This is a genomic window from Allobosea sp. 05T438 (genome assembly GCF_056396025.1).
The window spans coordinates 219,762-237,143 of sequence record NZ_JBFTKQ010000007.1 but is presented as its reverse complement, the minus strand read 5'-3'; the positions used below and the strand labels follow the sequence as shown (position 1 = coordinate 237,143).

17 protein-coding genes are annotated in these 17,382 nt (G+C 68.1%); 15 read left to right on the top strand and 2 right to left on the bottom strand.

Going from position 1 to position 17,382, the window contains the following annotated elements:
• The first annotated feature begins 106 nt into the window (after window positions 1-106).
• Together AC1DIN_RS16715 and AC1DIN_RS16710 are read left to right on the top strand one after the other, a co-directional pair.
• Window positions 107-2,275: a protein-disulfide reductase DsbD family protein gene (locus AC1DIN_RS16715; RefSeq protein ID WP_476810595.1), complete on the top strand. Its 2,169-nt coding sequence runs from the start codon at window positions 107-109 to the stop codon at window positions 2,273-2,275.
• A 29-nt stretch (window positions 2,276-2,304) separates the two neighbouring features.
• Window positions 2,305-2,940 (top strand): thioredoxin family protein, encoded by a 636-nt coding sequence (locus tag AC1DIN_RS16710; RefSeq protein ID WP_476810594.1) that lies wholly within the window; start codon window positions 2,305-2,307, stop codon window positions 2,938-2,940.
• Window positions 2,941-3,073: 133 nt separating this feature from the next.
• Here AC1DIN_RS16710 and AC1DIN_RS16705 read toward each other — a convergent pair whose 3' ends face one another.
• On the bottom strand, window positions 3,074-4,279 hold the full coding sequence (locus AC1DIN_RS16705) for a penicillin-binding protein activator (protein WP_476810593.1): 1,206 nt from the start codon (window positions 4,277-4,279) through the stop codon (window positions 3,074-3,076).
• 184 nt (window positions 4,280-4,463) lie between these two features.
• Here AC1DIN_RS16705 and rsmI point away from each other — a divergent pair, with 184 nt between their 5' ends.
• The 3 genes from rsmI to gshB all read left to right on the top strand — a co-directional run bounded on the left by rsmI (window position 4,464) and on the right by gshB (window position 6,887).
• Window positions 4,464-5,372 carry a 16S rRNA (cytidine(1402)-2'-O)-methyltransferase gene (gene rsmI, locus AC1DIN_RS16700; protein ID WP_476810592.1) on the top strand — a complete coding sequence of 303 codons (909 nt, stop codon included), beginning with the start codon at window positions 4,464-4,466 and terminating at the stop codon, window positions 5,370-5,372.
• The gene (locus AC1DIN_RS16695) at window positions 5,369-5,764 is read left to right on the top strand and encodes a YraN family protein (protein ID WP_476810591.1); all 396 of its coding nucleotides are present in this window, start codon (window positions 5,369-5,371) and stop codon (window positions 5,762-5,764) included. Before rsmI ends, AC1DIN_RS16695 begins: the two co-directional genes overlap by 4 nt.
• A gap of 184 nt (window positions 5,765-5,948) precedes the next feature.
• Window positions 5,949-6,887 carry a glutathione synthase gene (gene gshB, locus AC1DIN_RS16690; RefSeq protein WP_441471141.1) on the top strand — a complete coding sequence of 313 codons (939 nt, stop codon included), beginning with the start codon at window positions 5,949-5,951 and terminating at the stop codon, window positions 6,885-6,887.
• A 165-nt stretch (window positions 6,888-7,052) separates the two neighbouring features.
• On the opposite strand, the gene AC1DIN_RS16685 is transcribed toward gshB, so the two are convergent.
• Window positions 7,053-7,835, bottom strand: coding sequence for a HesA/MoeB/ThiF family protein (locus AC1DIN_RS16685; protein ID WP_476810590.1), 783 nt, complete (start codon window positions 7,833-7,835; stop codon window positions 7,053-7,055).
• Between the two features lie 162 nt (window positions 7,836-7,997).
• Between AC1DIN_RS16685 and AC1DIN_RS16680 the strand changes: the two genes are divergently transcribed.
• The 10 genes from AC1DIN_RS16680 to AC1DIN_RS16635 are packed head-to-tail and all read left to right on the top strand — an operon-like array spanning window position 7,998 to window position 17,357.
• Complete coding sequence (locus AC1DIN_RS16680; RefSeq protein WP_476810589.1) at window positions 7,998-8,999, top strand: BMP family lipoprotein; 1,002 nt, start codon at window positions 7,998-8,000, stop codon at window positions 8,997-8,999.
• A 16-nt stretch (window positions 9,000-9,015) separates the two neighbouring features.
• The gene (locus AC1DIN_RS16675; RefSeq protein ID WP_476810588.1) at window positions 9,016-10,566 is read left to right on the top strand and encodes an ABC transporter ATP-binding protein; all 1,551 of its coding nucleotides are present in this window, start codon (window positions 9,016-9,018) and stop codon (window positions 10,564-10,566) included.
• A complete protein-coding gene (locus AC1DIN_RS16670) occupies window positions 10,563-10,991 on the top strand; it encodes a VOC family protein (protein ID WP_476810587.1) in 429 nt (142 codons plus the stop codon). Before AC1DIN_RS16675 ends, AC1DIN_RS16670 begins: the two co-directional genes overlap by 4 nt.
• Window positions 10,988-12,091, top strand: a complete 1,104-nt coding sequence (locus tag AC1DIN_RS16665) for an ABC transporter permease (RefSeq protein ID WP_476810586.1) — start codon at window positions 10,988-10,990, stop codon at window positions 12,089-12,091. The genes AC1DIN_RS16670 and AC1DIN_RS16665 overlap by 4 nt, the downstream gene beginning before the upstream one ends.
• Window positions 12,091-13,065, top strand: a complete 975-nt coding sequence (locus AC1DIN_RS16660; RefSeq protein ID WP_476810585.1) for an ABC transporter permease — start codon at window positions 12,091-12,093, stop codon at window positions 13,063-13,065. The genes AC1DIN_RS16665 and AC1DIN_RS16660 overlap by 1 nt, the downstream gene beginning before the upstream one ends.
• 1 nt (window position 13,066) lies before the next feature.
• On the top strand, window positions 13,067-13,477 hold the full coding sequence (locus tag AC1DIN_RS16655) for a cytidine deaminase (protein WP_476810584.1): 411 nt from the start codon (window positions 13,067-13,069) through the stop codon (window positions 13,475-13,477).
• Window positions 13,478-13,515: 38 nt separating this feature from the next.
• The gene (locus AC1DIN_RS16650) at window positions 13,516-14,325 is read left to right on the top strand and encodes a purine-nucleoside phosphorylase (RefSeq protein WP_441471149.1); all 810 of its coding nucleotides are present in this window, start codon (window positions 13,516-13,518) and stop codon (window positions 14,323-14,325) included.
• A 3-nt stretch (window positions 14,326-14,328) separates the two neighbouring features.
• Complete coding sequence (gene deoC / locus AC1DIN_RS16645; RefSeq protein ID WP_476810583.1) at window positions 14,329-15,090, top strand: deoxyribose-phosphate aldolase; 762 nt, start codon at window positions 14,329-14,331, stop codon at window positions 15,088-15,090.
• The gene (deoA, locus tag AC1DIN_RS16640; RefSeq protein ID WP_476810582.1) at window positions 15,091-16,416 is read left to right on the top strand and encodes a thymidine phosphorylase; all 1,326 of its coding nucleotides are present in this window, start codon (window positions 15,091-15,093) and stop codon (window positions 16,414-16,416) included.
• Entirely contained in the window at window positions 16,413-17,357 is a 945-nt protein-coding gene (locus AC1DIN_RS16635; protein ID WP_476810581.1) for a 2-hydroxyacid dehydrogenase, read from the top strand. Before deoA ends, AC1DIN_RS16635 begins: the two co-directional genes overlap by 4 nt.
• Window positions 17,358-17,382: the final 25 nt, after the last annotated feature.

The following is a 17,382-nucleotide window of genomic DNA, read 5'->3' as shown; positions in this document are numbered from 1 at the left end:
AACAGATGACGGAGAATTCGGCAGGGTCGGCCTCACCGCCTTGTCATTGGTATGCGAGACCGGATTGAGGCATGAGGTCCGGGTATTCGAGGACAGCGACGAGATCATGCGGCGTATTTTCGGTGGAGGTTTCCTGGGCAAGGCGGTGCTGGCGCTGGGACTGCTGGCGCCCAGCCTGGCCCTGGCGGTCGAATCCGCTCCGGTGACGTCGCCGCGCGTCACCGCCACGCTGCTGTCGAGCCGTGACACGGTGATGCCGGGCGAGCGCTTCAAGGTCGCGCTGGTTCAGAAACTCGCCCCGCACTGGCATACCTATTGGCTGAACCCCGGCGATTCCGGCGAAGCGACGCGGATCCAATGGCGCCTGCCCGCCGGTGCGACGGCCGGAGACATCCAATGGCCCGCACCGAAGGCGATCCGGGTCGAACCGCTCGTCAATTTCGGCTTCGAAGGAACCGTGCTGCTGCCGGTCGAGATCACCGTGCCGGCCGATGCCAGGCCCGGCGACAACTTTACGCTGAAGGCCGATGCCACCTGGCTGGTCTGCGAGAAGATCTGCATTCCGGAGGAAGGTTCGTTCACGCTCGATCTGCCGGTTGGTCCGGCTGGCGTCGCCGATGAAGCGGCGCAGGCGCGCATCGATGCGGCGCTGGCAGCCCTGCCGAAGCCGGCGTCGTTCCGGGGCAGGCTCCGCGGCGAGGGTGACAAGCTCGCTCTGGAGTTGCCGGGGCTGCCGGCGGGCGCGAGCGATCTGCGCTTCTTTCCGGTTCTGGATGTGCTGATCGAGCATGCGGCCGACCAGCCGCTTGCCACAGGCGAGAAGCCGGTGCTGACGCTGGTCCGCTCCAGCGCCTTCAAGCTGCAGGAGCCCGAGGTTTCCGGCGTCCTGACCTTCCGCGAGAACGGCGAGGGCAGGGCCGTGACGCTCGCTGCCGATGCCGACCCCGCGCTCTTGACGGCGGCAGGGACAGCCACGTCGGAGGCTCGGCCCGCCATTGTGCGGATTCCGGTCCCGGTCGAGGGCGCCGATCTGACGATCTGGGCGGCTCTGGCGCTGGCGTTCGCCGGCGGGCTGATCCTCAACCTGATGCCCTGCGTGCTGCCGGTGCTCTTCATCAAGGCGCTCGGCTTCGCACAGCTCGCTCATGCCCATCGCAGCGCCGTGCGCCAACAGGGCCTGCTCTTCCTCTGCGGCGTGCTCATCGCTTTCACGGTGCTGGCCGGCGCAGTGATCGGGCTCGGCGCACTCGGCAACAGCGTCGGCTGGGGCTTCCAGCTCCAGTCCCCACCGCTCGTCATCGCGCTGGCGGTGGTGATGGTGCTGATCGGCCTGAATCTGCTCGGCGCCTTCGAGATCGGTGCTTCGATCACCGGCGTGGGCGATGGTCTCGCCAGCCGGGGCGGCCGCTTCGGTGCCTTCATGACCGGCGTCCTTGCCGTCGTCGTGGCGACGCCCTGCACGGCGCCCTTCATGGGGGCGGCGATGGGTTATGCGGTGGCGCAGCCGCCGGCGGTCGCTCTCTCCGTCTTCCTGGCGCTGGCGCTCGGCTTCGCGCTGCCGATCGTGGCGCTCTCCTTCGCACCCGGCCTGCTGCGGCTGCTGCCGAAGCCCGGCCGCTGGATGCTGGTGCTGAAGCAGGCCTTCGCATTCCCGATGTTCGCGACCGCGATCTGGCTGATCTGGGTCGCTTCGGTGCAGACTGGCCCGCAAGGCGTGCTGGCGGCACTGGTCGCTGTGCTCGCGGCGGGCTTCGTCGTCTGGCTCGTCGGCGTCACCCGCGGCTCCCTGCCGCGCCGCGCCTTCGGGACGGTGCTGGCCGTGCTGGTTGCGCTCGGCGCTGGCTGGTTCACGGTCGAGAACGCCGTGCCGGGCGCCAACACCGAGGCGCGGGCTGGCGATGTCCAGGCCTGGTCGCCCGAGCGCGTCGCGGCGCTGCAGGCTGAAGGGAAGCCGGTCTTCGTCAACTTCACCGCGGCCTGGTGCATCACCTGCCTCGCCAATGAGCGCGTCGCGCTGTCCCGGCAGGAGGTGAAGGACGCCTTCGCCAGGCTCGGCGTGACCTATCTCAAGGCGGACTGGACGAATCGCGATCAGCGCATCGCCCAGGCGCTGGCCGAGCAGGGCCGCGCCGGCGTGCCGCTCTACCTGTTCTATCCGGGCCGCAAGGACGGGCAGGCCGAGATCCTGCCGCAGCTGCTGACTCCCGATGCCGTGATCGCGGCCGCCCAACGCGCGGCAGGCCGGGATGCGAAGACCGCGGCGGCAACGCCGTAAGGTTCCGACGTTCAGAAAGGGAGACAGACATGAAAGGCCTCACCAGACAGACTTTCATCGCCGGCCTGGCTCTCGCCGGCCTCGCCGTTCCGGCGGTCGCCTTCGCTCAGGGAGCGGCCAGGATTGGCGCGCCGGCCCCCGCCTTCCAGGCCGTCGATGCCGACGGCAAGACCCGCAATCTCGCCGATTTCGCGGGCAAGACCGTGATCCTCGAATGGACCAACCACGAATGCCCCTATGTGCGGAAGCACTACAACAGCGCCACGATGCAGACGCTGCAGAAGGACATGGCGAAGGAAGGCATCGTCTGGCTCTCGGTCATTTCCTCGCCGCCGGGCGAGCAGGGCTATGTCGACGGAGCCAAGGCCAAGGAGCTGACGGTCCAGCGTGACGCCGCGCCGGCCGGCATCCTGCTCGATCCCAAGAGCCAGGTGGCGCGGGCCTATGGCGCGCAGACCACGCCGCACATGTACGTCATCGATCCCAAGGGCAGGCTCGCCTATATGGGCGCGATCGACGACAAGCCGTCCTCCGCAGCCTCAAGCCTCAATGGCGCGAAGAGCTATGTCCGCCAGGCGATTGCGGAGCTGAAGGCCGGAAGGCCGGTCACGGAAGCAAGCACCAAGGCCTATGGCTGCGTCGTGAAATATGCGCCGCTGAGCTGATCGCTCGCCGCCGTCATGCTCGGGCTCGACCCGAGCATCTCTTGCCGAGAGAGGCTCCGCGTTTCGTCCTGCCAGCGATTCTCGGGTCTGCGCTCCACTTCGCCCCGAGAATGACGGCGGCTTGCAGGTCCGCCTACTGCGAGCGCGGTCCGAGATCGCGCGGGGCGGCGTTGATCGTGACGATCTGGCCGTTGCGCAACTCCAGCACGGCAAGCCCCCGTTCCACCTGTCCATCCGTCCGGAAGCGGAAGACGCCGTCGGCGCCGGCGAAGCCGGAAGCATTGGTCAGGACGCTCTCCGAGAAGCGCTGCGATCCCTGTGTGCGGGCCAGTGCAGCGGACAGCGAAACGGCGTCATAGGCGAGCGTCGCGGTGCGGGTCGGCGCGCTGTTGAAGCGTTGCTGATAGCGCCCGGCGAAGGCGTTGAAACCGGCGGTGTCGGGCGAGGCGAACCAGCCGCCCTGGACCGCCGGTACGCGCGCCACGCCGGCATCATTCCAGACGCCGGTGCCGAGCGGCTTCACCTTCGCCGGATTGTAGCCGGCTTCCTGCAGGAGCTGGCCGAGCGTCGGCATGGTGTCGGCGGCGGCGGGCACGAACAGCGCATCCGCCTGCTGCAGCGAGGGCATCAGCCGCTGGACCGCACTGCGCATCGCGGCCGGATCGGCGCCGAAATGCTCGATCGCGGCGACACGGCCGCCTCGGCTGGCAACGGCCTGCTGGAAGGCCGCCTCGACGACCTTGCCATAGGCGGTGTCGGGAAGGAGGGCGGCGAAGGATTTCCGGCCCTGCTGGCTGGCATAGGCGATGACGCGGTTGACGTCGTTCTCGGGCGGGAAGGAGAGCAGATAGACACCGCGCGAGGCGACGCTGGTGTCGCTGGAGAAGGCGATGATCGGGCGATTGGCACCGCGCGCGACCTGCGCCGCCGCCTGCACCGAAGGCGCAAAGAGCGGGCCGATGATCAGTTCCGCACCTTCCGAAAGCGCTTCCTGCGTCGCCGCGCGGGCGCCTTCCGGCGTGCCGCGGTCGTCCTTCACCAGGAGAGTGAGGTCCGCGTTCGGAAACTCGGCCAGCGCCATTTCGGCGGCGTTCTTCAGCGAGTTGCCGACGATCGCGCCCTGCCCCTCCGCCGTCAGCGGCAGCACGAGGCCGACCTTGACCTTGCCGTTGCCGATGGTCTGCCCGGTTGGCGCCGTACCCGGCGCGGGCGAGCCCGAATCGAAGCCCGGCAGGCCTGAGGTGCCGCCGCCGCAGGCGGCCAGCGCAAGCGGCAGAAGAACCGCGAGAGCCCGTGCCTTCAACCGCAGGACCGGCGCGACGTACCGATGATGCAACACGGGCGATCTCCAGTCGTGACCAGGCAGGCAGGCGCTCGCCCGGCGATGAGTTCCAGCGGAAAAATTGCCCCCACCGGACACGTGCCAGTGCGGAATCCTATTTTCAAGTTGTTAACTATGAGTTGCACACACAGCGCGACGCTGTGCCATGGCGTGGCGGCTGCCGCTGTGGCAGCGTGGCGCGATGTCGAATGATGCCGCTGCCCGCCCTCCCAGCTACACCGCCTTCGGACTGCGCGCCGAGGCCGAGCGGCTGGCGCCGGGGCTTCACATCGTCGCGACTCCGATCGGCAACCTGCGCGACATCTCGTTCCGGGCGCTGGCGACGCTCGCCGCGGCCGATGTGATCCTGGCCGAGGATACCCGCACGTCGAAGACGCTGCTCGCGCATTATGGTATCTCGACGCCGCTGCTGCCCTATCACGAGCACAATGCGGCGCAGATGCGGCCGAAGATTCTCGCGAAACTGCGCGAGGGGGGCAAGCTTGCCCTGATCTCGGACGCCGGCACGCCGCTGGTCTCCGATCCCGGCTACAAGCTCGTCGCCGAGCTGGTGGCGGAAGGGCTGCCGGTCACAGGCATTCCAGGTCCTTCGGCCGTTTTGGCGGCGCTGGTGCTGGCGGGTCTGCCGACCGACCGCTTCTTCTTCGAGGGGTTTCTTCCGCCCAAATCCGCGGCAAGAAAGTCCCGCCTGACCGAAATCGCCGCGATTCCGGGAACGCTGGTCTTCTTCGAATCGCCGCGCCGCCTCGCCGAGATGCTGGCCGACGCAGCAGCGGTGCTTGGTGCGCGGCCCGGCGCGGTGGCGCGAGAGCTCACCAAGTACCATGAGACGGTGCGGCGCGGCGCCCTGCCGGAACTCGCCGCGCATTACGAGAGCGAAGAGGAGCCGCGTGGCGAGATCGTCGTCATCATCGGCCCGCCCGGCGCCGTCGAGTTGCTGCCGGCCGGCGATGTGATCGACGAGCGGTTGCGTGCCGCACTGGCGAAGGTCTCGCTGAAGGAGGCCGTCGCGCAGGTCGCGGCCGAGACCGGCCAGCCGCGCCGGAAAGTCTACGCGCGCGCCCTTGAACTCACCCGCGACGATCCGTGAGCGGAGCGGCGGTCGATCCCGGCAAGCGCAGCCGCAAGGCCAGGCGCTCCGGCCTCACCGGCCGCCGTGCAGAATGGTTCGCCATCCTCTGGCTGACGGCGAAGGGCTACCGGCTGCTGGAACGGCGCTTCGGCGGCAAGGGTGGCGAGATCGACCTGGTGATGAAGCGCGGCCTCACCGTCGCCTTCGTCGAGGTCAAGGCGCGTGGCCGGCTCGATGATGCGCTGACCGCGGTGACGCCGGAAAAGCGCCGCCTCGTCGAGCGCCGCATCCGGCACTGGCTCGCGCGCAATCCCTGGGCGAACGATCACCATCTGCGTGCCGACGCTGTGTTTCTGGCGCCCTGGCGCCGGCCGTGCCATGTGCCGGCTGCCTTTGCGCTCGTCCTGTGACGCAAGTGCATTGCGCAAAAAAGTGGGTACCCGTTTTTCCTGCAGCTACGCTCTAAGATTCTGGAATCGATCACGTTTTCAGCATTCTGACGATTCCGTCAGAATGCGACGTGATCGACGCGACCCACTTGCAGGAACCCCGCCCGCGGCCCGATAAGAACCGGCCGCAACAGGAAGGCCTGCCATGACTCTCTCCGTCGCCATCCAGATGGACCCGATCGAGCGCATCCGGATCGCCGGGGACACCGGCTTCTCCCTGATGCTGGAAGCGCAGGCGCGCGGCCATACGCTCTACACCTACACGCCCGACAAGCTCTCGATGCGCGACGGCAAGGTCACGGCGCCGATGCGCCCGGTCACGGTGCGGGATGCGGAGGGCGATCATTTCACGGCGGGAGCCGAGGAGAAGATCGATCTCTCGACGCTCGATGTCGTCCTGCTGCGGCAGGACCCGCCATTCGACATGGCCTATGTCACCACGACGCATATGCTGGAGCGCATCCATCCGAAGACGCTGGTGGTCAATAACCCGGCCGAAGTCCGCAACGCGCCCGAGAAGATCTTCGTCACCCATTTCCCGGAGCTGATGCCGCCGACGCTGATCACCCGCGACAAGGCCGAGATCGAGGCCTTCCGCGACGAGCACGGCGAGATCGTCATGAAGCCGCTCTACGGCCATGGCGGCGCGACTGTTTTCAAGACCAGCAGGACCGATCCGAATTTCGGCTCGCTCTTCGATCTGTTCAGCAACCTCTTCCGCGAACCCTGGGTCGTGCAGGCCTTCATCAAGGAGATCACCGAGGGCGACAAGCGCATCATCCTGATCGACGGCAAGGCGGCGGGCGCGGTCAACCGCGTCCCGGCGGTGGGCGACCTGCGCGCCAACATGGTGCGCGGCGGCGCTGCCCGGCCGACCGACCTGTCGAAGAAGGAGCTCGAGATCTGCGAGGCGATCGGCCCGGCGCTGCGCGAACGCGGCCTTTTGCTCGTCGGCATCGACGTCATCCACGGCAAGCTCACCGAGATCAACGTCACCGCGCCGACCGGCGTGCGTGCCATCAAGAAGCTCGGCGGGCCGGACCTGGCGGCGCAGCTCTGGGACGTGATCGAGTCGAAGCGCTGAGCACTATAGCTGGCTTCTGGTTGTGTAAGCCCTCATCCTGAGGGCAGCCGCAGGCTGCGTCTCGAAGGATGATCCAACTTGCTCGGGAGCTTCCTGAAGCACCCTTCGAGACGCCATTCCCCAGGGAATGGTTCCTCAGGTGAGGGCTCGGAGGGGTGGGCGAAACTAAGCCGCGACGCTGCCGCCGCTCAGCGGGTTCATCTCGTCCCAGCCATAGCGCAGCGTCTCGAACCGCATTGTCAGCGCGTCGAGCAGCAGCAGCTTGCCGACCAGTGGCTCGCCGAAGCTGGTCACGGCGCGGATCACCTCCAGCGCCATCAGCGAGCCGATGATGCCGGGCAGCGCGCCGAGCACGCCGGCTTCCGCACAGGTCGGGATCGAACCGGGCGGCGGAGCCTCCGGGAAGAGGCAGCGCCAGGTCGGATTCGGCCGGCCGTCCGGGCCGGCTTCGTGAGCACGGATCGTGGTCAGCGAGCCGTCGAAGCGCCCCAGCGCCCCCATGACGACCGGCCTGTGCTCGTGGAAGCAGGCGTCGGAGACGGCATAGCGCGTCGCAAAATTGTCGGACCCCTCGGCCACCACGTCGTAGAAGGCGATCAAGGCCCGGGCATTGTGCGGGTCGATGCGGGTGACATGCTCCTCGACCACGACATGCGGGTTGAGGTTGCGCACGAAGCGAGCTGCGGCGACGGCCTTGTGGGCGCCGACATCCTCAGTGGTGAAGATGGTCTGGCGCTGCAGGTTCGAGAGCGAGACGATGTCGTCGTCAACGATGCCGATCTTCCCGACGCCAGCTGCGGCGAGATACTGGATCAGCGGCGCGCCGAGCCCGCCCGCGCCAACGACGAGCACGCGCGCGTTTTTCAGCTTCTGCTGCCCTGGGCCGCCGATCTCCGGCAGCACGATATGGCGCGCATAGCGCTCGATCTCGTCGTCGCCCATCATCATGGCAACAGCGTAAGACGATGGCCGTTCTTCGGCAATCGGCATGGCGATTGCGGCATCGGCCGGGCATGAGCTTTGGGCGGCTTGGCCGCGCCGACGAGCCATGCCATCGTGTCGGCATCGAGGGCCGGACCACGGCGCCCGGCCATAACAGGGGATCGGTTCATGCGTCTGGGTTCTTTTGCGGCGGCACTGGCCGGCGTTGCGCTTTCGGCTGTGGCGGCGCTGGCGCAGCAGGCGATCAAGCCGGCCGTGGTCTATGACAAGGGCGGCAAATTCGACAAATCCTTCAACGAAGGCGTCTTCATCGGCGCCGACAGGTTCAAGAAGGAGACCGGCGTCGATTTCCGCGATTTCGAGCCGGCGAACGATGCCCAGATCGAGCAGGCCCTGCGCCGCTTCGCCCGCGACGGCCATTCGCCGATCATCGCGGTCGGCTTCTCGCAGGCGACCGCGCTGCAGAAGGTTGCGGCCGAGTTCCCGAACCTGAAATTCACCATCATCGACATGGTCGTCGACCTGCCGAACGTGCAGTCGGTCGTCTTCAAGGAGCATGAGGGCTCCTATCTGGTCGGCCTGCTAGCCGCGATGGCTTCGAAGACAGGCAAGGTCGGTTTCGTCGGCGGCATGGATATCCCGCTGATCCGCAAATTCGCTTGTGGCTATGTCCAGGGCGTCAAGGCGGGCAAGGCCGATGCCGAGATTTTCCAGAACATGACCGGCTCCACGCCGGCCGCCTGGGCCGATCCGGTCAAGGGCGGCGAGCTAGCCAAGTCCCAGATCGATCGCGGCGCCGACGTGGTCTACCACGCCGCCGGCGGCACCGGGATCGGCGTGCTGCGGGCGGTGGCCGATGCCGGCAAGCTCGGTATCGGCGTCGATTCGAACCAGAATGCCCTCCACCCCGGCAAGGTGCTGACCTCGATGCTCAAGCGCGTCGACGTCGCGGCCTACAATTCCTTCAAGGCCGCGCAGGACGGCTCCTGGAAGCCGGGCATCTCGGTTCTCGGCCTCAAGGAGGACGGCATCGACTGGGCGCTGGACGACGCCAACAAGGGGCTGATCACGCCTGAGATGAAGGCCGCGGCCGACAAGGCCAAGGCCGACATCATCGCCGGCACCGTCAAGGTGCACGACTACATGTCCGACCAKAAATGTACGATGTGAGGAGCAAGACGCTCCCTTGAGTGCAGCATCAGCCAAAGGCGCGCCCTCGCCGGCGGCCATCCAGCTCGTCGGCATCTCCAAGCGCTTCGGCACCGTCGCGGCCAACAAGGACGTCTCGCTGACGGTCGCCGCCGGCTCGATCCACGGCATCGTCGGCGAGAACGGCGCCGGCAAATCGACGCTGATGTCGATTCTCTACGGCTTCTACGAGGCCGATGACGGCGAAATCAGGATCGGCGGCACGCCGCGCCGCATCCGTTCCTCGGCGGATGCGATCGCGGCGGGGATCGGCATGGTCCACCAGCACTTCATGCTGGTCGAGACGCTGAGCGTGGTCGAGAATGTGGTGCTCGGTGCCGAAGGCGGGGCCTTCCTTAAGGGCGGTCTGGCGAAGGCGCGGGCGGCGCTGGCCAGGCTTTCTCAGGACTATGGCCTCGCCATCGATCCCGATGCGATCGTCGGCGAGCTCTCGGTTGGCCTGCAGCAGCGCGTCGAGATCCTGAAGGCGCTCTATCGCGGCGCGGAGATCCTGATCCTCGACGAGCCGACCGCGGTGCTGACGCCTGCCGAAGCCGATCAGCTCTTCGCCCTGCTCAGGGCGCTGAAGACGCAGGGCAAGACGGTGATCCTGATCACCCACAAGCTGCGCGAGATCATGGATGTCACCGACAAGGTCTCGGTGATGCGCCGTGGCGAGATGGTAGCCCATGTCGCCACGGCCGAGACCTCGCCGCCGGCGCTCGCCGAGGCAATGGTCGGCCGGCGCGTGCTGCTGCGGGTCGAGAAGCCGCCGCGCGAGCGCGGCGCGCCCGTGCTGGAGGCGGCCGGTCTGTCCTGTCGCGATGCGCGCGGGGCCGAAACCTTGCGGGATGTCGGCTTGACCCTCCATGCCGGCGAGATCGTCGGCATCGCCGGCGTCGCCGGCAACGGCCAGAGCGAACTCCTCGAAGTGCTCGCCGGGTTGATCCAGCCGACGCGCGGCGTCATCCGCCTCGGCGGCGAGATTCTGTCGGGCGCCGATCGCCACCCGGCACGGCTGCGCCAGCTCGGGCTGATGCATATCCCGGAGGATCGCCACCGCAGCGGCCTCGTCACCACCTTCTCGGCCGCCGAGAACGCGATCCTCGGCTATCAGCACGATCCCGCCTTCGGCGCCGGCCCGCTCCTGTCGCCCACGCGGATCGAGGCCCATGCGCGCGAGGCCTTTGCGGCCTATGACGTGCGCCCGCCCGATCCGGCGCTGAAGACCGCGAAGTTCTCCGGCGGCAACCAGCAGAAGATCGTGCTCGCCCGCGAGATCGAGCGGCACCCAAAGGTCCTGCTCGTCGGCCAGCCGACACGCGGCGTCGACATCGGCGCGATCGAGTTCATCCATCGCCGGCTGGTCGAATTGCGCGATGCCGGCGTCGCGATCCTGCTGGTTTCTGTCGAGCTCGAGGAGGTGATGGCGCTCTCCGACCGAATCATTGCCATGTGCGGCGGCCGGATTACCGGCGAACGAGCTGGGTCTGGCGCGGATGAGCGCGAGCTGGGCCTGCTCATGGCTGGCGTAGAGGAGGCCGCATGATGGAACAGAGGCTGACATTGGTGACGCTCGGCGTCGCCGACCTCGAACGGTCGCGGCGCTTCTATGCTGCGCTGGGGTGGAACGAGATCGAGCCACGGCAGGGCAGTGTCGCCTTTTTCCAGCTGAACGGCATCGGCCTGTCGCTGTTTCCGCGGACCGAACTGGCGAAGGACGCGCAGGTGCCCGACGGGGCGGCCGGCTTCGCCGGCATCACCCTTGCGCACAACCTGCGCAGCGAGGCGGAGGTCGATGCGCTGTTCGCGGAGATGGTTGCGGCGGGGGCGACAGCCGTGAAGAAGCCTCAGAAGGTGTTCTGGGGCGGCTATTCCAGCTATGTCGCCGATCCGGACGGCCATCTCTGGGAACTCGCCCACAACCCCTTCTTCCCGCTCGACACCGCCGGCAACGTGACGCTGGCCGGATGAACGCGGCCCCGGTCGACCTGCCGCGTTGGGCCGACATCGCGCTGGTGCCGCTCGTCTCGGTCGCGGCGGCCTTGCTCGTCGCCGGCCTCGTGGTCATCGGCATCGGCGAGAACCCGCTGGAAGCGACCGCGCTCCTGCTGCGCGGTGCGCTCGGCAGCGCCGAGGGCATCGGCTTCACGCTGTACTACACGACGAATTTCATCTTCACGGGGCTTGCCGTGGCGGTCGCCTTCCATGCCGGGCTGTTCAATATCGGTGGCGAGGGCCAGGCGACCGCGGCCGGCATCGCGATGGCGATCGCCTGCCTCGGCCTGTCCTGGGCGCCGGGCGTCCTCGCCGTTCCCATCGCGATCCTGGCGGCGGCGGCGGGTGGCGCGCTCTGGGCCTTCATCCCCGGCTGGCTGCAGGCGAAGCGCGGCAGCCATATCGTCATCACCACGATCATGCTGAACTTCGTCGCGGCGACGCTGATCGTCTACCTCCTGCGCGAAGTGATCGGGAAGCCCGGTTCGATGCAGCCGGAGACGCCGGATTTCCCGGCGCAGGCGGTGCTGACGCCGATGCACCAGCTCCTCGCCCCACTCGGGTTGAACTTGCCCTCGACCCCGCTCAACAGCGCCTTCCTGCTGGCCCTGATGGCACTGGTCGCCGTCTGGCTGCTGATCTATCGCTCTCGGCTCGGCTATGCGATCCGCACCGTCGGCGCCAATCCGCGCGCCGCCGCCTATGCAGGCATTTCGCCGGCTGCGGTCACCATGATCGCGATGGCGATATCCGGCGCGCTCGCCGGCGGTCTCGCGGTCAATGAGGCGCTCGGCGTGCAGCATCGGCTGGTGCTCGACTTCACCGCCGGATACGGCTTTGTCGGCATCGCGGTGGCGCTGATGGGGCGCGGCCATCCCCTGGGTGTCGCGCTTGCGGCCCTGCTTTTCGGCGTCCTCTACCAGGGCGGGGCCGAGCTCTCCTTCGACAAGCCGACCATCACCCGCGACATGGTTGTCGTGATCGGCGGCGTCCTCATCCTCTTCGCAGGAGCGCTCGACGGGCTCTTCCGACGCCTGGTTGCGGGCGTCCTGCGCATCGGCGGGGGGACCGCCTGATGGATTGGCTTCAGACGCTCGCCGTCGTGCTCGATTCGACGATCCGGTTGTCGGTCCCGCTGATCTGCGCCGCGATGGCTGGCCTCTGGTCGGAGCGGGCCGGCGTCGTCGATATCGGCCTTGAGGGCAAGATGCTGATCGCGGCCTTCGCCTCTGCGGTCGCGGCCTTCGTCACTGGCTCGGCCTGGGCGGGTTTGGGTGCTGGCATTCTCGCCGCGCTCGCACTCGCGCTGGTCCACGGCTTCGCTGCCATCACCTGGCGCGGCAACCAGATCGTTTCCGGCGTCGCCGTCAACATGCTGGCGGCGGGGCTCACCGTCGTCCTCGGCAATGCCTGGTACGGGCAGGGCGGGCGCACGCCCTCGCTGGAAGGCGCTGCGCGCTTCGGCGAGCTCACCTTGCCCTTCGCTCCCTGGGCGCGCGAGCATGTTCCGATTCTCGGCCTGTTCTATGACGAGGTCATCTCGGGCCATGCCGCGCCGGCCTATCTCGCCTTCATCTGCGTGGCCGTTACCGCCTTTGTGCTCGGCCGGACGCGCTTCGGCCTGCGCATCCGCGCCGTCGGCGAGAACCCGGCGGCGGTCGATACCGCCGGCATCTCGGTCGCCGGCCTGCGCTACGGCGCGGTCGCGATCTGCGGCGTGCTCTGCGGCATCGGCGGCACCTATCTCGCCGCCGCGCAATCGGCCGGCTTCCTGCCGCATATGACGGCCGGGCGTGGCTTCATCGCGCTTGCGGCTGTCATCTTCGCCAATTGGCGGCCCTGGCCCGCGCTCGGCGCCTGTCTGCTCTTCGGCCTGCTCGATGCGGTCGCGATCCGTCTCCAGGGGGTCAGCCTGCCGGGGATCGGCCTCGTTCCGGTGGAAGCGATCCAGGCCTTGCCCTATCTGATGACCATCGTCCTGCTGGCGGGATTTATCGGCAGGGCGACGCCGCCCAAGGCCTCAGGCCTGCCCTATGTCAAGGAACGCTGAATTGCCCGCCCTGCCCGATTTCGATGCTCTCTTCGCCGCGGCAGCAGCGATCCAGCCGCGCGCCCATGCGCCTTATTCGCGCTTCAGGGTGGGCGCGGCGCTGTTCTCCGACGACGGCGTCGTCCATGTCGGCTGCAATGTCGAGAACGCGGCCTATCCGGTCGGTACCTGCGCAGAGGCAGGCGCCATCTCCGCGATGGTCGCCGGGGGCGGGAAAGCGATCCGCGCGATCCTCGTCTTCGGCGAAGGCCCGGAACTCGTCACGCCCTGCGGCGCCTGCCGCCAGCGCATTCGCGAATTCGCGGCGCCCGAGACGCCGGTAGCGATCGCGGGACCTGAAGGCATCCGCGCGCGTTTCACCCTGGCGGAGCTGTTGCCAGCCTCCTTCGGACCGGCCAATTTGCCGCGGTGATTTGCGACTGCTGCTGCGGCGGCCGGGGAGAGGAACTAATGGCGGCCGATCCGGTCTTCGACGAGGCGGCATCCGTATTGGCCGAGCGCGGCATCGACACGATCGATTGCGCGCTTGTGCTCGGCACCGGCCTCGGCTCCATCGCCGAGGATGTGCAGGATGCGGTGCGCATTCCCTATGCGGAGCTGCCCGGCTTTCCGCGCGGCGAGGTTTCCGGCCATGCCCGCCAGCTCTGCTACGGCACGCTGCATGGCCGCAAGATCCTGATCTACCAGGGCCGCGCCCATTATTACGAAGGCGGCGACCCGGCCGTCATGCGCGTCCCGCTCGGTGTTCTCACGGCCTTCGGCTCGCCACCGCTGATCCTGACCAACGCGGCCGGATCGCTGTCCCCCGCCATGCGGCCGGGCAGCCTCGCCATCATCACCGACCATATCAATCTCAATGGACCTAACCCGCTGGTCGGCGACCAGGGCGATGGCCGGTTCGTGCCGATGGTCGATGCCTATGACCCGCATCTGCGCGGCCGGCTGAAGCGGGCTGCGCAGAAGGTGGCGGTTCCGCTGGGCGAGGGCGTCTATATGTGGTTCTCCGGCCCGAGCTTCGAGACGCCGGCCGAGATTCGCATGGCGAAGACGCTCGGCGCCGATCTCGTCGGCATGTCGACGGTGCCGGAAGTCATCCTGGCGCGGCGCCATGACATCCGCGTCGCCGGGCTATCGGTCGTCACCAATATGGGCGCCGGCCTCCATGGCGGCGCGCCGCACCACACCGAGACGCGCGATGTCGCTGCCATTGCGTCGTCCGCCCTGCGGCGCCTGCTGCGCGCCTTCCTCTCGGAGCTCTGAGCCATGTCGGATGCGGATATCGCCAGGCGCGTGCTCGCACTGCTCGATCTGACCGATCTCGCCGATGACGCGACCGCCGACGGCGCGCGCGACCTGTGCCGGCGCGCCGTCTCCGGCCCTGTGCCGGTTGCGGCGGTCTGTCTCTGGCCGCGCTTCGTCGCTGTGGCGCGCGAAGCGCTCGGCGACAGCCCCGTACGCATCGCGACGGTCGTGAATTTTCCGGATGGCGACACCCCGATTGCGCCGGCGGTCCGCGAGACGGAGGAGGCGCTCGAGGCCGGCGCCGACGAGATCGACCTCGTCCTGCCCTGGCGTGCCGTCCTGGCCGGGCAGCTCACCGCAGCGGGCGCCATGGTCCGCAACGTCAAGATGGGTTGCGGCGACAAGCTGCTGAAGGTCATCCTCGAAACCGGCGAATACCCCGATCTCGACAAGGTCCGGGTCGCTTCAGAGCTCGCCATTGCCGCCGGCGCCGATTTCATCAAGACCTCGACGGGCAAGACCGCGCGCTCGGCCAGCATCCCGGCGGCGCGCGCCATGCTGGGCGTGATCGGCATGACGGCGCGCCCGGTCGGGCTCAAGCCCTCCGGCGGCATCCGCACATTGGCCGACGCGAAGAGCTACCTTGCTCTCGCCGATGCGATGATGGGGCCGGACTGGGCGACGCCCGCGACTTTCCGTTTCGGCGCGAGCGGCCTCTATGCCGCTCTCGTCGAAGAGATCGGCGGCGCTGCGCCCGGGGCGCAGCTGTCCGGGAGCTACTGAATGCGCCTGACCCAGGAAATCATCGCCGCCAAGCGCGACGGGGCCGAATTGCCCGATGCCGATATCCGCCAGATCATCGCAGGATTGACTGACGGCTCGGTAACCGAAGGACAGGCGGCGGCCTTCGCCATGGCGGTCTATTTCAACGGCATGAACGAGAAGGAGCGCGTCGCACTCACCCTCGCCATGCGCGATTCCGGCACCGTGCTGCGCTGGGACGATCTGCCCGGTCCGGCCCTCGACAAGCACTCGACCGGCGGCGTCGGCGACACGGTCAGCCTGCCGCTCGCGGCTGCGGTCGCAGCCTGCGGCGGGTATGTCCCGATGATCTCCGGGCGCGGCCTCGGCCACACCGGTGGCACGCTCGACAAGCTGGATGCGGTGCCGGGCTATGTCACCCAGCCGGGCATCAACCTGTTCCGCAAGGTCGTGCGCGAGACCGGCTGCGCCATCATCGGCCAGACCGCGGATCTCGCTCCGGCCGACAAGCGGCTTTATGCCATCCGCGACGTGACGGCGACGGTGGAAACCATTCCGCTGCTGGTCTCCTCGATCCTGTCGAAGAAGCTCGCTGCCGGCCTCCATGGCCTCGCCATGGACGTGAAGTTCGGCTCCGGCGCCTTCCTGCCCGATTATGCCAAGGCCCAGGCTCTGGCCCAGGCCCTGGTCAGCGTCGCCAACGATTCCGGCCTGCCGACGCACGCGCTGCTGACCGACATGGACGAGCCGCTTGCCTCGGTCGCCGGCAACGCGCTCGAGGTCGCCTATGCGCTCGACCATCTGACCGGCCGCCGCCGCGAGGAGCGCTTCCACGAGGTCACGGTCGCGCTGGGCGCCGAGATGCTGCTGCTCGGCGGGCTTGCCGCCGATCTTGAGGCGGCGCGCGCGAAGATCGAGAGTGCTTTCGCCTCGGGCGCGGCGGCCGAGCGCTTCGCCCGGATGGTGGTGGCGCTTGGAGGACCGGCGGATTTACTGGAAAAGCCGGCAAAGCACCTCGCCGCCGCGCCGATCGTGAAGCCGGTCTTCGCGGAGACCGCTGGGTCTGTCGTCGCGGTCGACACGCGCGCGGTCGGGCTTGCGGTCGTCGCGCTCGGTGGCGGTCGCGTCCGCCCACAGGATCCGATCGACCATGCCGTTGGCATCGTCGAACTGGCTGGCATCGGTGAAGCGGTTGGCCCGGAGCGTCCGATCGGGATCGTTCACGCCCGCGACGAGGCGCACTTCGCTGCGGCGAGTACGCGCTTGCGCAAGGCTTATCGGATCGGCGAGGGTGCGGCGCGCGGCCCGCTGGTCGCCGAACGGATCACGGAGAGGGTGTCGGCATGAGTTTGCTTCTGGCCATGACGGGCTGGCATGTCGAGGATTGGCGTGCCCGGTTTCAGGCGATGCTGCCTGAGATGCCTATCGTGGTTCTCGGCGAGCCCTTCGACCGCCGCGCGGTCCACTATGTCGCGAGCTGGAAGCACCCGGCCGGCAGCCTGACAGGCCTGCCCAATCTCGCCGCGATCTTCTCGCTTGGCGCCGGCGTGGACTTTCTCTTCGCCGACGACAAGCTGCCGGCCGTGCCGATCGCCCGCGTCGTCGATCCCGATCTGACCACGCGGATGAGCGAGTACGTCGTGCTGCACTGCCTGATGTATCTGCGCCAGCAGCACCGCTACATCAGCCAGCAGCGCGAGAAGCTCTGGGAGGATGACCGTAACCAGCCGGCGGCCCGCTCGGTTCGTGTCGGCATCATGGGGCTCGGCGAACTCGGATTGGATGCGGTGGCCAAGCTCAAGGTCATCGGCTTCGACGTCGCCGGCTGGAGCCGCTCGCCGAAGCACATCGAGGGGCTGCGCACCTTCTCGGGCGAAGAGGGCATGAAGGACTTCCTCGCGCGGACGGACATCCTCGTCTGCCTCGTGCCGCTCACGCCGGAGACGCGCGGCATCATCAATGCCGCGCTGATCGCTGCCCTGGCCCAGAATGGTCGCCTCGGCGGTCCGTTCGTCATCAATGCCGGGCGCGGTGGGTTGCAGGTCGAAGAGGATATCCTGGCGGCACTCGACGCGGGGACATTGAAGGGCGCGACGCTCGATGTCTTCGAGACCGAGCCGCTGCCGACCGCCTCGCCGCTCTGGAGCCATCCGGGCGTGACGATCACGCCGCATAACGCGGCGATGTCGGAGCCGGAAGCGATCGCTTCGCTGATCACGGCGCAGATCAGGCGGCTGGAAGCCGGCGAGCCTCTGCAGCACTTGGTCGATCCGGCCAGAGGATACTGAGCGCCTGCGCTGCGACCGTCACCGA

Excerpts from the sequence above, each read along its gene's own strand:
- AC1DIN_RS16715 (WP_476810595.1), top strand. The coding sequence starts at position 107 with ATGCGGCGTATTTTCGGTGGAGGTTTCCTGGGCAAGGCGGTGCTGGCG.
- AC1DIN_RS16710 (WP_476810594.1), top strand. The coding sequence starts at position 2,305 with ATGAAAGGCCTCACCAGACAGACTTTCATCGCCGGCCTGGCTCTCGCC.
- rsmI (WP_476810592.1), top strand. The coding sequence starts at position 4,464 with ATGTCGAATGATGCCGCTGCCCGCCCTCCCAGCTACACCGCCTTCGGA.
- gshB (WP_441471141.1), top strand. The coding sequence starts at position 5,949 with ATGACTCTCTCCGTCGCCATCCAGATGGACCCGATCGAGCGCATCCGG.
- AC1DIN_RS16685 (WP_476810590.1), bottom strand. The coding sequence starts at position 7,835 with ATGATGATGGGCGACGACGAGATCGAGCGCTATGCGCGCCATATCGTG.
- AC1DIN_RS16670 (WP_476810587.1), top strand. The coding sequence starts at position 10,563 with ATGATGGAACAGAGGCTGACATTGGTGACGCTCGGCGTCGCCGACCTC.
- AC1DIN_RS16665 (WP_476810586.1), top strand. The coding sequence starts at position 10,988 with ATGAACGCGGCCCCGGTCGACCTGCCGCGTTGGGCCGACATCGCGCTG.
- AC1DIN_RS16660 (WP_476810585.1), top strand. The coding sequence starts at position 12,091 with ATGGATTGGCTTCAGACGCTCGCCGTCGTGCTCGATTCGACGATCCGG.
- AC1DIN_RS16650 (WP_441471149.1), top strand. The coding sequence starts at position 13,516 with ATGGCGGCCGATCCGGTCTTCGACGAGGCGGCATCCGTATTGGCCGAG.
- deoC (WP_476810583.1), top strand. The coding sequence starts at position 14,329 with ATGTCGGATGCGGATATCGCCAGGCGCGTGCTCGCACTGCTCGATCTG.
- deoA (WP_476810582.1), top strand. The coding sequence starts at position 15,091 with ATGCGCCTGACCCAGGAAATCATCGCCGCCAAGCGCGACGGGGCCGAA.
- AC1DIN_RS16635 (WP_476810581.1), top strand. The coding sequence starts at position 16,413 with ATGAGTTTGCTTCTGGCCATGACGGGCTGGCATGTCGAGGATTGGCGT.